The sequence below is a fragment of the Bacillus sp. 2D03 genome (assembly GCF_003946765.1).
GTDB classification, from domain to species: domain Bacteria; phylum Bacillota; class Bacilli; order Bacillales; family Bacillaceae_G; genus Bacillus_A; species Bacillus_A cereus.
Genome location: NZ_RPSJ01000001.1, coordinates 318,913 through 333,077, shown reverse-complemented (window position 1 = coordinate 333,077; position 14,165 = coordinate 318,913). Strand labels below are relative to the sequence as shown.

Here is a 14,165-nt window from a genome sequence, read left to right as displayed (position 1 = left end):
TATTTGTGGGAGGTGTAATCAATATGGATAGAAAAGTATTGATTAAAGTTTCACTTAATCCAGCTAATTTAAATGAAAAGTATAGTCTGTATAAATAGTCATATAAATTTGTGTAGTGCATCTTTTGTGAACAAACAATTCACTACATATTTCTACAAATTATGCTATCATTATATCTATTGTATATTGAAGAGGTGATTGTATGTTAAAGATTGGATCTCATGTTTCCATGAGTGGTAAGAAAATGTTATTAGCAGCAAGTGAAGAGGCTGTTTCATACGGTGCAACAACGTTTATGATTTATACAGGTGCACCGCAAAATACACGAAGAAAACCAATTGAAGAATTGAACATAGAAGCAGGAAGAAAACATATGGAGCTGAACGGAATTGAGGAAATTATCGTCCATGCGCCGTATATTATTAATGTTGGGAATACGACGAAGCCAGAAACATTCCAATTAGGAGTAGACTTTCTTCGCATGGAAATTGAAAGAACATCGGCATTAGGTGTAGCGAAACAAATTGTTCTTCACCCAGGAGCGCACGTTGGTGCTGGAGCAGATGCTGGTATTCAACAAATTATTAAAGGGCTTAATGAAGTATTAACGCCAGAACAGACGGTTAACATTGCGTTAGAGACGATGGCAGGAAAAGGAACAGAATGCGGTCGTAGCTTTGAAGAAATTGCAAAAATTATTGATGGTGTAAAATATAATGAAAAGCTATCTGTATGCTTCGATACATGTCATACGCATGATGCAGGATATGATATTGTAAATGACTTTGACGGCGTATTAAACGAATTTGATAAGATCGTTGGTATAGATCGTTTACAAGTACTTCATATTAATGATAGTAAAAATGTACGCGGAGCAGGAAAAGACCGTCATGAAAACATTGGATTTGGTCACATTGGGTATAAAGCATTGCATCACATTGTACATCATCCACAGTTAATGCATGTACCAAAAATTCTTGAAACACCGTATGTAGGGGAAGATAAAAAAGATAAGAAGCCACCATACAAATTGGAAATTGAAATGCTGAAAAACGGCACTTTTGATGAAGGGCTTCTTGAAAAAATTAAAGCGCAATAAGGAGGGGGAAATCCCCTCCTTATTTTAGTAGTTGCTGAAATAATGTATTTACTTGTTGGGCAGTGGCAGGGGAAGTTACTTTTGCGATTTGTTTTAAGAGCTCTAGTCGCTCGTTGTTATCGTAAATATTAATATTTTTACCCTTCATAAGTAAAACGATTTGATCAGCTTGTGCGGCTGTAATGGGAACTTCATATTCTTTGCTATATTTTAATAACTCTTTTGTAGAAATATGATTTAATTTTTTATTAACAATTTGTTTAATGAGGTTCATCTTATTATCCTCCTTCACGCGTTCTTCTATCGAAATATATGAGCATATAGCTTGTACATATTCGTATGGAGTTTCTTTTTTCATGAGGAAAAGAAGCGTATGTTATAATATAAGGACAAAACTACAGAAAAAGAGTAAAGGGAGGACTTATGGAGCAAAAGCAACATCGAAAAGAAAGTGTTATTCATCTCATTTATCGTTTAGTTATGATTATTTTTGGAGCAGCATGCGCGGCGGTAGCAATTGAACTATTTTTAATGCCAAATAAAATTATTGATGGTGGAATTATTGGTATTTCTCTTATATTAGATTATCTTACTCCTAACATTTGGTGGTTAAGTTTTTCTACTTTAGTCGTTGTTCTCAATATCCCATTTATGTATTCCGGTTATAAGCAAATTGGAAAAACATTTATGTTATCTTCGACATTTGGTATTGTAGCGTTAGCTTTCATTGAGTCAACGTTACATGCGGTACCACCATTTACAACAGAACCTATTTTAGCGACAGTGTTTGGTGGTCTTATTTTAGGTCTTGGTGTAGGACTTGTAATTCGTCATGGTGGATCGCTAGATGGAACTGAAATTATGGGGATTTTATTAACGAAGAAATTACCATTCTCTGTTGGTGAATTCGTAATGTTTGTGAACTTATTTATTTTTGCATGGGCAGCATTTGTGTTTGGTGTGGAACAAGCGATGTATTCTGTTATGACGTACTATATCGCATTTAAAACGATCGATACAGTAATTCAAGGGCTAGATGAAACGAAGGCGGTTTTAATTGTATCTGATCAATATGAGGAAGTATCAAACGCGATTTTGCATCGTCTTGGCCGTGGAACTACAAAGCTTGTAGCGAAAGGTGGTTACACGGATAAAGAAAAAGAAGTTATTTATGCAGTTGTAACGCGTCTAGAAGTGACGAAGTTAAAATCAATTGTGCATGAAATTGATGAAAATGCGTTTGTTACGATTATGAGCACGCAAGAGACAAATGGTGGTAAGTTTAAATCGGCTATTCACTAAAAAGTTTATAGGAATATTTTTCGAAAGCAGAGAATTTTTCTCTGCTTTTTGTTATAATAGTAAGGTTTCTTGAAAAAATAGATATATTTTAGGCAGATTGGTTTACAACTATAATAAGCTGTACTATAATTCAAATAGATATAAATCGGAATCATTCTGAATTAAAATAGGTGAGATGCTATGAATAATATATTAGAAATTGAAGGTTTAACATTCCGATACGAAGATCGGAATGTGTTAGAAAATATTAATTTGCAAGTTCCGAAGGGAGCTTTTTTAGGTTTAGTGGGACCGAATGGTTCAGGTAAATCAACTCTACTTAAGTGTTTATTAGGTGTTTTAAAGCCAAAAGAAGGAAGCATTCGCGTGTTTGGCGTTGATAGTAAGAAGTTTAAGGAATGGAACAAAGTTGGTTATGTATCCCAAAAGGCAAATAGTTTCAATTCTGGTTTTCCAGCAACTGTTTCTGAAGTTGTGTCAATGGGACTTGTTTCGAAAAAAGGGCTTTTTCGCTTTTTCACAAAAGAGGATAAGAAAAAGGTAGAAAAAGCAATTGCTGATGTAGGGATGAGTGAGTTTCAAGGTCGTAACATTGGAGAGCTTTCTGGTGGACAGCAACAGCGTGTATTTATTGCTCGTGCGCTCGTTAGTGATCCTGAATTGCTTATTTTGGACGAGCCTACTGTTGGAATCGATGTAAAAAATGTGGAAAGTTTTTACGAAATATTAGAGGATTTAAACAAAAGGCTCGGGATCACATTAATTCTTGTTACTCATGATATGGGAGCTGTTACTGAAAAAGTAACACATGTTGCATGCCTAAACCAACATCTACATTTCCATGGAAATGTAGAGAAGTTCCGAGAGTTAGAAGATGCAGAAATGTCCGTCTTATATGGACATCATGTTCATCGTTTAGAACACGAACATGAGCATCACGGGAGGATATAATGATACAAGATTTTTTACAATATGACTTTTTACGTAATTCTTTATACGCAGGTATTTTAATTGGACTTGTTGCACCGCTAATTGGTGTGTTTGTTGTTATTCGTCGTTTATCTCTTATTGCGGATGCATTAAGTCACGTGACGTTATCGGGTATTGCAGCAAGTTTATTACTTGAAAAAACCATTTTTACAGGTGGGTTTTTAAACCCCTTATATATGGGGATGATTTTCTCGATTGGTGGAGCGCTACTAATCGAAAAGTTACGAACTGTATATAAGCACTATCAAGAATTAGCAATTCCAATTATCCTTTCGGCAGGGATGGGGGTTGGAGTTATTTTCATTTCACTTGCAAATGGATTTAACACAGACTTATTTAGTTATTTATTTGGTAGTGTCAGTGCTGTAACAAGTACAGATTTAATTATTATTGGGATTGTAGCAATTGTTGTTGTTGCGACAATTATTTTATTATATAAAGAGCTGTTTCTATTATCATTCGATGAGGAATACGCAGTATCAACTGGTTTAAGAGCGAAATGGATTCACTTTATTTTCATTATATTAGTTGCTCTTGTCATTGCAGTATCAATGCGTGTAGTGGGGGTTCTTCTTGTATCATCATTAATGACGTTACCAGTTGCAGCAAGTATTCGTATTGCTAAAGGATTTAAACAAACAATTTTCTTTTCCATTTTATTCGGTGAAATTGCAGTAATTGGTGGAATGTTTGCTTCGTATCAACTTGATCTAGCGCCAGGTGGTACAATTGTTATGATAGCAGTTCTTATTTTAATCGGTGCGATTTTATGGAAGAAGAAAAAAACTGCATAAAGTAGGGATAGGTATGAATCTAACAGAAGCTTTACGCCTAATGAAAGAAAAAGGATACAAACATACTGGAAAAAGAGAAGAGATGCTCAGATTATTTGCAGCGCATAATCGTTATTTAACTGCGAAAGACGTTTTAGAGCATATGAAGGACGATTATCCAGGACTTAGTTTTGATACGATTTATCGTAACTTAACAGTTTTTGCTGAGATTGGTGTTTTAGAACAAACGGAATTAAATGGTGAAAAACATTTTCGTTTTACTTGTTCTATTATGGAACATCATCATCATTTTATTTGTTTGGATTGTGGGGGAACGAAAGAGATTACTTCCTGCCCAATGGATTTTATGAATAAAGATTTTACCGGTTATGAAGTAACGGGTCATAAGTTTGAAATATATGGTCGTTGTCCAAAATGTGCAAAGTAAAAGCTCGTCGGTTATATAACTGACGAGCTTTTTTACGTAGAAAAGAAGGTTGCTCACAAATATTGTGGCAACCTTCTTTTTATTGTTCTTGTGTCTCTTTTTCTTTTTCTCGCTCAGCAGCCATTTCAGCAGCAATTACGTCGATCTCTTTTTTCAGTTCTTCTACCATTGTTTCTTCTGGTACTTTACGAACGACTTGCCCTTTACGGAATAATAATCCCTCTCCACGTGCACCGGCAATACCGATATCAGCTTCACGAGCTTCACCAGGGCCATTTACAGCGCAACCAAGTACTGCAACTTTAATTGGTACTTGAAGTGTAGAGATGTATTCTTCCACTTCGTTAGCGATGCTAATTAAATCGATTTCAATACGACCACAAGTTGGACAAGAGATAAGTGTTGCTGCGTTAGACGCAAGACCGAATGATTTTAATAGTTCACGAGCAACTTTTACTTCTTCAACTGGATCAGCACTTAATGAAATACGTAATGTATTTCCGATACCTTTATTTAAGATTGCTCCAAGACCAGCAGCACTTTTTACAGTTCCGGCAAACAATGTTCCGGACTCTGTAATACCTAAATGTAATGGATAATCAAAAGCACGAGCAGCTTTCTCGTATGCTTCAATTGCTAAGTTAACATCAGAGGCTTTCATAGATACGATAATATCGTGGAAATCTAAGTCCTCTAAAATTTTAATATGATGTAGCGCACTCTCAACCATACCATCTGCAGTTGGGTACCCGTACTTTTCTAAAATGTGACGCTCTAATGAACCAGCGTTTACACCAATACGGATTGGAATACCGCGCTCTTTTGCTGCATTTACAACAGCTTCTACTTTATGGCGACGACCAATGTTACCTGGATTGATACGTACTTTATCAATGCCACCTTCAATTGCTTTTAAAGCAAGGCGATAATCAAAATGAATATCAGCAACAAGTGGAATGTTGATTTGTTTTTTTATATCAGCAATAGCATCTGCTGCGCGTTCATCTGGAACGGCAACGCGGACGACTTGACAGCCGGCTTCTTCTAAACGCTTAATTTCAGCAACTGTTGCTTCAACATCATGTGTTTTTGTTGTTGTCATACTTTGTATAATTAATTCATTATTACCGCCGATTGTTAAATTACCGACTTTAACTGGACGTGTTTTTGTACGATGAGTCATTTCATTCACGAATAGATCGCTCTCCTTATAAAAGAAGTTTCTTATTTAGTCCCTCATATCAATGATAGTATACGTGATATAGGGCTATAGAAACCGAAGTACTCGGTTTCACTTTTACTATTGTATCAGCGCCTTTATGTAATTGACAAGGATTAAGTGATAGCTTATTGATATAAGGGGAATTTATAAGACTTTCCAATTTGTATTTTTGTAGCAGATGTACTTTTGTTTAATTGTTTAAAGTCGTCAATGACTTTTTCTATGGAAGGAATTTTTTTCTTGTTAATTTGTTCTGTAATAGAAAGAACTGTCTCACCAGTTTTTACTTCAATTGTTTTATAAGATACATCCGTTTCTTTTTCTGTTTTGTTCTCTTTATTTTGTTGACTGTCTGTGTTTTCTTTTTTAATCGTTTGAGCAGCAGTTGTTTTTTTATATGAACTTAACATCGGTAAAGTACCGATTTTTATATCGTAATAAAATATATAACCGAGAACAAGCACGAATAGGAATATACCTAATCTCTTCATATTCTTCACTCCTTTGCTAGGAATATATGCTTGTCCAAAAAAAAAAATGCCTATTTAGGCATTTTTTTCGTTCTTATTTTTCTTTCGGTTTTGGAACTTCTTTAATCGTTAAGTACAGAACAATTAAAACAACTGCGATATAGATGAATGTTGATCCAGGTACGACAATCTTACATGCATCCATAATCATAAAGAAGATTGTTGGGATTGTGTAGCTGTATGCAGTTAGTGTCCAAACTTGTTTATAGGATAGTTTACGTTGACCGCTCATAGCAGAACCGATGAACGCAAGTAAAGTCACGCCTACAAAAGTGATGAATAATTGGAATAGGTACACTAAGAATCCAATAACAAATAATAAAATCGGATAAATATTATCGAATAAAGAAATAAATTCTTGTAGATCTTTTTTCTCAAGAGATGCACCTAACAAATCGTTATAAGAATACGTTTGTGTTTGACCATTTCCCATAGAGACTACTTTATCTTTTAAAACAAATAAACCTGTTTTATTTTGATATTTTTCTAGGTCTGTTGAATTTGGATCAAATACGAAAAGTGCATTTCCTTCTTCTTTTTCAATAGGTTGATCAATATCGGCTTTTAGTTCGCCATTTTCAATTTTAAAATCAGGTAAATCTTTATCGATGACTTGATTTACCATGCTTACACCATCTTGGATAAAACTACCGTACAAAAAAGTTCTTGGAATAGTAGTAATTAAGCAAAGTAGCATAATATACAAAATGGTTTTACCGATTTTTTGAAAACGGAATAGCGCCATATCTTTAGGCGAGTATATGCTTTTTACGAATTGGGTAAATATGGACATAGATTCACTTCCTTTATGTATGTATAAAATCATTGTAACGTAGTAATCTAGAGAATCTCAAGATATATTATATTTACATATAGTGGAGATAACTAAATTTCTTTTTATTAACTTTCTTCTTTTAAATAAGAAAAATACAATTGACACTTTTCTTTTCTATATGGTAAATTTATCTTACCTTTCTTAAAGGGCATATCCGATAGGAATTCCTTTATTTGATATGTTGTTACATACATAATTGTGGACCCTTAGCTCAGCTGGTTAGAGCAGACGGCTCATAACCGTCCGGTCGTAGGTTCGAGTCCTACAGGGTCCATATCCATTTCGCATGTTTATTATGTTAGCAGGAAGCTTCCTTGTAGAAGGAAGCTTTTTTTACGGAATATATGAGCATTTTAATTGAAAAGAAGTGGGAATTTTGCTACTTTAATGATAGCAAGACAATGTGATTTATTTGTTTGCACCCTATGGCAATTAGGGTAGAATGAAGTTGTATGTCACTTAAGTGGCAATACATAAACTGGGAGGAATATAACAATGGCAAAACACGAATTACCAAATTTACCTTATGCGTATGATGCTTTAGAGCCTCACTTTGACAAAGAAACAATGAACATCCATCATACAAAACATCACAACACGTACATTACAAACTTAAACGCTGCTTTAGAAGGTCATGCAGAATTAGCTGACAAAAGCGTAGAAGAATTAGTTGCAAACTTAAACGAAGTACCAGAAGCAATCCGTACAGCAGTACGTAACAATGGTGGCGGACATGCTAACCATACATTCTTCTGGACAATCCTATCTCCAAACGGCGGAGGACAACCTGTAGGTGAACTTGCAACTGCAATTGAAGCAAAATTCGGTAGCTTCGATGCATTCAAAGAAGAATTCGCAAAAGCTGGCGCAACTCGCTTCGGTTCTGGTTGGGCTTGGTTAGTAGTAAACAATGGTGAGTTAGAAGTAACAAGCACTCCAAACCAAGATTCTCCTTTAACTGAAGGTAAAACGCCAGTTATCGGTTTAGATGTTTGGGAGCATGCTTACTACTTAAACTACCAAAACCGTCGTCCAGACTACATCGGTGCATTCTGGAACGTTGTAGATTGGAACGCTGCTGAAAAACGTTACCAAGAAGCAAAATAATCGTAATAAATATAGAAAAAGCTAGGGGAGAGCCCCTAGCTTTTTTCTATGCTTTCCTTTTACATAATTGGGCTTGTCTTTGGAAGACTAGAACATGAAGTAAAGGAGAGTTGTGTATGAAATGGAAACATATAATTGGTGACGTTGAAGTGAATCGGGATTTAGTGTTATTGCTCCTTATAGGAGGTTTATACACGCTCGCAATTTCTTTATCGAATACGTTTGTAAATATTTATTTATGGAAACAAACACAAAATTATGTGAATCTTGGCTTGTATAATTTAGCCAGCGTGGTATTACAGCCTCTCACATTTCTTGTAGGGGGGAAATTAGCGAAACGTATCGATCGCTCGATTTTATTACGAATAGGGGTAGGAACGCTCGCAATTTTTTTTATCGTTGTCTTAGTAGCAGGAAAAAGTGCTTCTCAGTATATTTTATTAATGGGGGCTCTTTTAGGAGTAGGATACGGTTTTTACTGGTTGGCTTTTAACTTATTGACATTTGAAATTACGGAACCAGAAACAAGAGATTTCTTTAATGGGTTTCTTGGACTTCTTACATCCTTCTCTGGAATGATCGGACCAATAGCAGCAGGATACACAATTTCACGTATGGAGAAATGGAGTGGTTATACTGTTATATTCTTTCTTTCATTAGTTCTATTTGCAATTGCTGTCGTCTTAAGCTTCTTTTTATCTAAAAGAGAATGTGAAGGGCGTTATGAAATCGTGCAAGTATTGAAAGAACGACGGATTGATAAAAATTGGGGAAAGATTACACGAGCTCATTTTTTCCAAGGATTGAGAGAAGGAACGTTTATTTTTGTCATTTCAGTATATGTTTATTTAGCAACTAATAGTGAGTTCGCATTAGGGAAATACAGTTTAGTGAACTCTGCTGTATCCTTTGTATGTTATTACTTAGTTGCTCGTATGTTAAAGAAGGAGTGGCGAAAAAAAGCAATTTTACTTGGAGGCATTATTTTATATGCTGTCGTCTTTTTAGTTATTTTCAATGTTACATACACGAAATTACTTATTTATGCGGCATGTATTGCAATTGCATATCCTATTTTACTTGTTCCGTACGGATCAATGACATATGACGTAATTGGTAGAGCAAAAAATGCGAGAGAATGGCGTGTGGAATATGTCGTTGTTCGGGAGCTGTGGTTAAACGCCGGAAGAATCTGTTCCATTTTAAGTTTTTTATGTGCTGTACTATTCTTTCCACCTGAAAAAAGTTTACCTTACTTATTATGTATTTTAGGTGCTGGACATTTTCTTATTTATTTTGCAGTTAAAAATGTCAAATATGATGAGGGAAATGCGAGTAAAACAAGTGTTGTAACGCAAGGGAACGCGCAAAACCAAACTGAACCAGAAGGTTAACTTCTCGTTTGTTTTATGCTAGAATAGAAAAAGATGTAAGACAGCAGTGAGGACACCTGTATGAAGGTGTCCCTTTCACATTACATAGCTGTTGGTAGAGGGGGTTTGTATGAGCAAGAAGCAGAAGCAAAATAAGAAAAAGACCCACGTTCCTTTTCGATTAAACGTGTTGTTTTTCTGCGTGTTTTTAATGTTCTCCGCGGTTATTGTAAGGCTCGGATATGTACAAATTGTTCGCGGTGAAGAATATAAGAATGAAGTGGAGAAGAAAGAAAACTCAACGATAAGTAATCCTGTACCGCGTGGGAAAATATTTGACCGTTATGGGCGACCTGTAGTAGATAATGCAGCCGTTCGTACTATTACATTTACAAAAATGAAAGGATCAACTGCAGAAGATCGCTTAGAAACAGCGAAAAAGCTAGCAGATTTGATTGAAGTACCGACAGATAAATTAACAGATCGTGATAAAAAAGATTATTGGCTTGCTATGCATAAAGAGGAAGCTAAAGAAAAAATTACGAATAAAGATCGTCAAGAGTTTAAAGATAAAAAAATTGATGATAAAGAATTAGACGAGCGTCAGCGAAGTCGTGTAACAGAAGAAGAGATTAATCAATTATCCGCAAAAGATCTAGAAATACTCGCGATTAAGAGTAAGATGGACGGCGGATATGCAATGACACCTCAAGTTATTAAAAAGGATGCTACAGAAAAGGAATATTCGATTATTAGTGAAAACCTAGCAGCATTACCAGGTGTAGATACGAATGTTGATTGGGAGCGAAAATATACGTACGATGATTTATTCCGAAGTGTACTTGGTGGGGTGTCGACATCTGATGAAGGCTTACCGAGAGAAAGACTAGATTACTATCTTGTTCGTGATTATAATCGAAATGACCGAGTAGGAAAAAGTTATCTTGAACAACAGTATGAAGATAGCCTGCACGGTACGAAAGCAGAAGTTAGAAATGTTACAGATAAAAACGGTAATATTTTAGAAACGATTAATGTATCAAAAGGACAAAGTGGTAATGACCTGAACTTAACAATTGATATGGAATTACAAAAGCGCGTGGAAGATATTCTTGCGAAGAATTTAATGAGGTTTAAAGGAAGCGAACCTCTTTTAGATCGCGCATTTGTTGTAATGATGAACCCAAAAAATGGTGAAGTTTTATCTATGGCGGGGAAACAATTAGTTAACGAAGATGGCCAAACGAAAGTAAATGACTTTGCATTAGGTACCATGACAAGTTCTTATCCGATGGGATCAACTGTAAAAGGTGCAACAGTACTTACTGGATATCAAACTGGTGCGATTCAACCAGGGGCAGTACAATTGGATGAACCAATTAAATTAAAAGGTACACCTACGAAGTCGTCTTGGAAAACGATGGGATACATTAATGACCTTACAGCTTTAAAAATGTCTTCTAACGTTTATATGTTTAAAACAGCGATGAATATCGCCGGTGTTCCATATGTGAGAGGTGGTACGTTAGATATACCTCAAAAAGCATTTGATACGATGCGTTATTATTTCGGACAGTTTGGACTTGGTGTAAAAACAGGAATTGATTTACCGAATGAATCTGCTGGTCAGATGGGTAAGAGTAGTCAACCAGGTTTCTTACTAGATTTATCAATTGGACAGTATGATACGTATACACCGCTTCAATTAGCGCAATATATTTCGACGATTGCCAATGGTGGATATCGTATGCAACCACAAGTTGTAAAAGAAATTCGTCAACCGGCAGTGAAACCAGATGAAGTTGGGAAAGTTGTTCAATCTATGGAACCGAAAGTATTAAATCGTATTGATATGCCGGAATCGCAAATTAAACGTGTTCAAGAAGGATTTAGACAAGTGTATAATGATTCAGGTGGTACAGCTACAAAGTACTTTACAGGTGCAAAATATAAAGCTGCTGGGAAAACTGGTACAGCTCAAACTGTGTATGGTGGAGATAAAGAGATTGGTAGAAATGCAAAAGGTGAACGTGTGGAAACATATAACTTAACATTAGTAGGTTATGCGCCACTTGAAGATCCAGAAGTAGCATTCTCTGTTGTCGTTCCATGGGTACATGATGATAAGACTGGTATTAATGGATATATTGGTCGTGAAATTATGGATGCTTACTTTGATTTGAAAAACAAAGAAGTAAATGGTGAAGCTCCAAAAGATGATAAAGACAATAAAAATAAAGATCAAGATGATGAATAAAAAAGTTGTAAAAAAGCACACTATATGAAAAGATAGTGTGCTTTTTTTTATGGTTTATGCATATCGTGTAATAAATGTGGACAAGTATACAACATTAAAAAAAACGCAGCCGTATAAATGATACTTGTATATGATGGGATAGGGGATAACTGTTTTATAGGGAAATCATCAGAGGAAATGAATAGCTACTACTGAATTAAAATTGTATCGTATGTTGATTTTTGTGGAACTTTACAAAACTTTTACAAACAATTAAAACCGAATTAATAGTTTAGCAGTATTCTTATATCTGTAATCCTGTTATTTCCGGTTACTTCTAGGAGGAAGAACACGTGAAATGGATGCGTACACCGATTAAGATTTTCGTATTATCAATATGGTTCCTCTGTTTTGAAATGTCTACTGCATTTGCTTTAAATGATACGGGAGAAGTGAGAGTTGATGGATCCTCAACGGTTTTTCCTATTATAGAAGCAGTAGCGGAGGAATATACAAAGGTGCATCCAGACGTGAAAATTTCCATCAGTATTTCTGGAACTGGGGGAGGATTTAATCGTTTCAGTAAAGGAGAAGTAGATATAAATAATGCTTCGAGAGTAATGAAACAAGTCGAGAAAAATGAAATGAAGAAAAACTCTATTCAGTTCACACCATTTGAGGTTGCTAACGACGGTCTTACGATTGTTGTGAATCGCCATAATACATGGATAGACGATATGTCAGTAGACGAGTTACGACTACTTTGGAGTGAAGATGGAAGAGAGAAGCGATGGTCACAAATTCATTCAACATGGCCACGTGAACAAGTGAAGTTTTATGCACCAGGCGTAGACTCTGGTACGTATGATTATTTTCAAAATGTCATCTTACAAAATCATCGCATTGTAAAAAAAGTCTCTTTGTCTGAAGATGATCAAGTTATTATGCAAGGGGTAATGAATGATAAACATGCCATTGCTTTTGTAGGATATGCTTATTATATGGCTAATCGAGATAAGGTGAAAGCAATAAAAGTAAATGGTGTATTTCCGACGAAAGAGACCATTCAATCAGGTAAGTATAAGCCGTTATCTAGGCCGCTACTTGCTTATGTGAATAATGCATCTATCCGAAATAAAATGAATGTAGCAAACTATGTTGAGTTTATGATTCAGCATGTCGGTAACCTCGCTGAAGAGGTCGGGTATGTAAAATTACGAAAAGAAAAATACAATGAACAGCTACGTATGTTAACAGAAATAAAAAGGTAATGTCGGGGTGGAAAGGGGTTTTCATCTTTGGCTCATAATGACAAAAGTCAAATTACATTTTCTGTACAACATTTGATTGAAAGAAATATAAAGCAAAGAAAAAAAACGCAGCGAATCAATCGAATAGTGCCTTTATTACTAAAAATAATTGCTAGCGTTTCTATTGTGACGACACTTGGAATTATTTTTACGCTCTCTAATGAAACAATCATGTTTTTTCAAAAAATATCATTATACTCCTTTTTGACGGAGAAAGAATGGTTACCATTTTTTGAAGATCCTAAATTCGGTATATTACCACTTATATGTGGAACGTTCCTTGTAACAGCAATTGCTATGTTTGTAGCAATTCCTATCGGTTTAGCGTGTGCCGTATTTTTAAGCGAATATGCTTCAAATGGTGCACGGAAAATATTAAAGCCGATGTTAGAGCTATTAGCAGGTATCCCGACAATTGTATATGGTTTTTTTGCATTAACAATTGTTACGCCGCTTTTACAAAGGCTTATACCAGATTTACAGTTTTTTAATGCGATTAGTCCAGGAATCGTTATCGGATTTATGATGATGCCTACAGTTGCATCTCTATCTGAAGACGCGATGAGAGCTGTGGCGAAAGAGACGAAAGAAGCTTCATTAGCACTCGGAGCGACGCGGTTTGAAATGGTAAAACAAGTGGTGTTTCCGTCCGCTTTTACAGGGATTATGGCAGCGATTATATTAGCGGCTTCTCGTGCAATTGGTGAAACGATGATTGTTGTAATTGCAGCAGGATCCACACCGAATGTATCGCTTGATCCAACACATTCTATTCAAACGTTAACAGCCTATATTGTGCAAGTAAGTTTAGGTGATGCTCCGCATGGAACGATTACGTATTACAGCATGTATGCTGTAGGTGCAACGTTATTTTTGTTTACTTTTATTATGAACATCATTTCGCAGTCTATTATGCGCCGTTTTAGGAGGATGACATAAT

General features: G+C 35.6%; 14 protein-coding genes and 1 tRNA gene. 11 read left to right on the top strand and 4 right to left on the bottom strand.

The genetic code is table 11. The features are described from left to right. The first annotated feature begins 202 nt into the window (after positions 1-202). On the top strand, positions 203-1,099 hold the full coding sequence (locus tag EBQ15_RS02000; protein ID WP_000912460.1) for a deoxyribonuclease IV: 897 nt from the start codon (positions 203-205) through the stop codon (positions 1,097-1,099). 19 nt (positions 1,100-1,118) lie between these two features. Here the strand turns inward: EBQ15_RS02000 and EBQ15_RS01995 are convergent, their stop codons facing one another. Beyond that, positions 1,119-1,373, bottom strand: coding sequence for a DUF2624 domain-containing protein (locus EBQ15_RS01995; protein ID WP_001048954.1), 255 nt, complete (start codon positions 1,371-1,373; stop codon positions 1,119-1,121). 149 nt (positions 1,374-1,522) lie between these two features. Between EBQ15_RS01995 and EBQ15_RS01990 the strand changes: the two genes are divergently transcribed. The 4 genes from EBQ15_RS01990 to EBQ15_RS01975 all read left to right on the top strand — a co-directional run bounded on the left by EBQ15_RS01990 (position 1,523) and on the right by EBQ15_RS01975 (position 4,612). Continuing rightward, positions 1,523-2,401: a YitT family protein gene (locus EBQ15_RS01990; RefSeq protein WP_000435963.1), complete on the top strand. Its 879-nt coding sequence runs from the start codon at positions 1,523-1,525 to the stop codon at positions 2,399-2,401. 180 nt (positions 2,402-2,581) lie between these two features. Further along, a complete protein-coding gene (locus EBQ15_RS01985; protein WP_001059662.1) occupies positions 2,582-3,352 on the top strand; it encodes a metal ABC transporter ATP-binding protein in 771 nt (256 codons plus the stop codon). Then, a complete protein-coding gene (locus EBQ15_RS01980) occupies positions 3,352-4,185 on the top strand; it encodes a metal ABC transporter permease (RefSeq protein ID WP_000613815.1) in 834 nt (277 codons plus the stop codon). Before EBQ15_RS01985 ends, EBQ15_RS01980 begins: the two co-directional genes overlap by 1 nt. A 13-nt stretch (positions 4,186-4,198) precedes the next feature. Then, positions 4,199-4,612 carry a Fur family transcriptional regulator gene (locus EBQ15_RS01975; protein ID WP_001054516.1) on the top strand — a complete coding sequence of 138 codons (414 nt, stop codon included), beginning with the start codon at positions 4,199-4,201 and terminating at the stop codon, positions 4,610-4,612. A gap of 79 nt (positions 4,613-4,691) precedes the next feature. Here the strand turns inward: EBQ15_RS01975 and ispG are convergent, their stop codons facing one another. From ispG to yqgB, 3 genes are all read right to left on the bottom strand, one after another. Continuing rightward, a complete protein-coding gene (ispG, locus tag EBQ15_RS01970; protein WP_153577907.1) occupies positions 4,692-5,795 on the bottom strand; it encodes a flavodoxin-dependent (E)-4-hydroxy-3-methylbut-2-enyl-diphosphate synthase in 1,104 nt (367 codons plus the stop codon). A gap of 164 nt (positions 5,796-5,959) precedes the next feature. After that, positions 5,960-6,325, bottom strand: a complete 366-nt coding sequence (yqfZ, locus tag EBQ15_RS01965) for a protein YqfZ (RefSeq protein ID WP_000825416.1) — start codon at positions 6,323-6,325, stop codon at positions 5,960-5,962. Positions 6,326-6,398: 73 nt separating this feature from the next. Continuing rightward, positions 6,399-7,157 carry a protein YqgB gene (gene yqgB / locus EBQ15_RS01960; RefSeq protein WP_000021900.1) on the bottom strand — a complete coding sequence of 253 codons (759 nt, stop codon included), beginning with the start codon at positions 7,155-7,157 and terminating at the stop codon, positions 6,399-6,401. Between the two features lie 242 nt (positions 7,158-7,399). Here yqgB and EBQ15_RS01955 point away from each other — a divergent pair. The 6 genes from EBQ15_RS01955 to pstC all read left to right on the top strand — a co-directional run bounded on the left by EBQ15_RS01955 (position 7,400) and on the right by pstC (position 14,164). Next, positions 7,400-7,473: transfer RNA gene (locus EBQ15_RS01955), tRNA-Ile, on the top strand. A gap of 221 nt (positions 7,474-7,694) precedes the next feature. After that, positions 7,695-8,306, top strand: coding sequence for a superoxide dismutase [Mn] (sodA, locus tag EBQ15_RS01950; protein ID WP_001052031.1), 612 nt, complete (start codon positions 7,695-7,697; stop codon positions 8,304-8,306). A gap of 116 nt (positions 8,307-8,422) precedes the next feature. Beyond that, complete coding sequence (locus EBQ15_RS01945) at positions 8,423-9,700, top strand: MFS transporter (RefSeq protein ID WP_000871386.1); 1,278 nt, start codon at positions 8,423-8,425, stop codon at positions 9,698-9,700. A gap of 109 nt (positions 9,701-9,809) precedes the next feature. After that, positions 9,810-11,936: a peptidoglycan D,D-transpeptidase FtsI family protein gene (locus EBQ15_RS01940; RefSeq protein WP_000038989.1), complete on the top strand. Its 2,127-nt coding sequence runs from the start codon at positions 9,810-9,812 to the stop codon at positions 11,934-11,936. A gap of 332 nt (positions 11,937-12,268) precedes the next feature. Then, the gene (locus EBQ15_RS01935) at positions 12,269-13,186 is read left to right on the top strand and encodes a PstS family phosphate ABC transporter substrate-binding protein (protein WP_000871821.1); all 918 of its coding nucleotides are present in this window, start codon (positions 12,269-12,271) and stop codon (positions 13,184-13,186) included. A gap of 27 nt (positions 13,187-13,213) precedes the next feature. After that, complete coding sequence (pstC, locus tag EBQ15_RS01930) at positions 13,214-14,164, top strand: phosphate ABC transporter permease subunit PstC (RefSeq protein ID WP_000940892.1); 951 nt, start codon at positions 13,214-13,216, stop codon at positions 14,162-14,164. Position 14,165 lies beyond the last annotated feature (1 nt).

Bases quoted from the DNA above. Each gene is read 5' to 3' on its own strand.
- EBQ15_RS02000 (WP_000912460.1), top strand. From the start codon at position 203: ATGTTAAAGATTGGATCTCATGTTTCCATGAGTGGTAAGAAAATGTTA.
- EBQ15_RS01995 (WP_001048954.1), bottom strand. From the start codon at position 1,373: ATGAACCTCATTAAACAAATTGTTAATAAAAAATTAAATCATATTTCT.
- EBQ15_RS01990 (WP_000435963.1), top strand. From the start codon at position 1,523: ATGGAGCAAAAGCAACATCGAAAAGAAAGTGTTATTCATCTCATTTAT.
- EBQ15_RS01985 (WP_001059662.1), top strand. From the start codon at position 2,582: ATGAATAATATATTAGAAATTGAAGGTTTAACATTCCGATACGAAGAT.
- EBQ15_RS01980 (WP_000613815.1), top strand. From the start codon at position 3,352: ATGATACAAGATTTTTTACAATATGACTTTTTACGTAATTCTTTATAC.
- EBQ15_RS01975 (WP_001054516.1), top strand. From the start codon at position 4,199: ATGAATCTAACAGAAGCTTTACGCCTAATGAAAGAAAAAGGATACAAA.
- ispG (WP_153577907.1), bottom strand. From the start codon at position 5,795: ATGACTCATCGTACAAAAACACGTCCAGTTAAAGTCGGTAATTTAACA.
- yqfZ (WP_000825416.1), bottom strand. From the start codon at position 6,325: ATGAAGAGATTAGGTATATTCCTATTCGTGCTTGTTCTCGGTTATATA.
- yqgB (WP_000021900.1), bottom strand. From the start codon at position 7,157: ATGTCCATATTTACCCAATTCGTAAAAAGCATATACTCGCCTAAAGAT.
- sodA (WP_001052031.1), top strand. From the start codon at position 7,695: ATGGCAAAACACGAATTACCAAATTTACCTTATGCGTATGATGCTTTA.
- EBQ15_RS01945 (WP_000871386.1), top strand. From the start codon at position 8,423: ATGAAATGGAAACATATAATTGGTGACGTTGAAGTGAATCGGGATTTA.
- EBQ15_RS01940 (WP_000038989.1), top strand. From the start codon at position 9,810: ATGAGCAAGAAGCAGAAGCAAAATAAGAAAAAGACCCACGTTCCTTTT.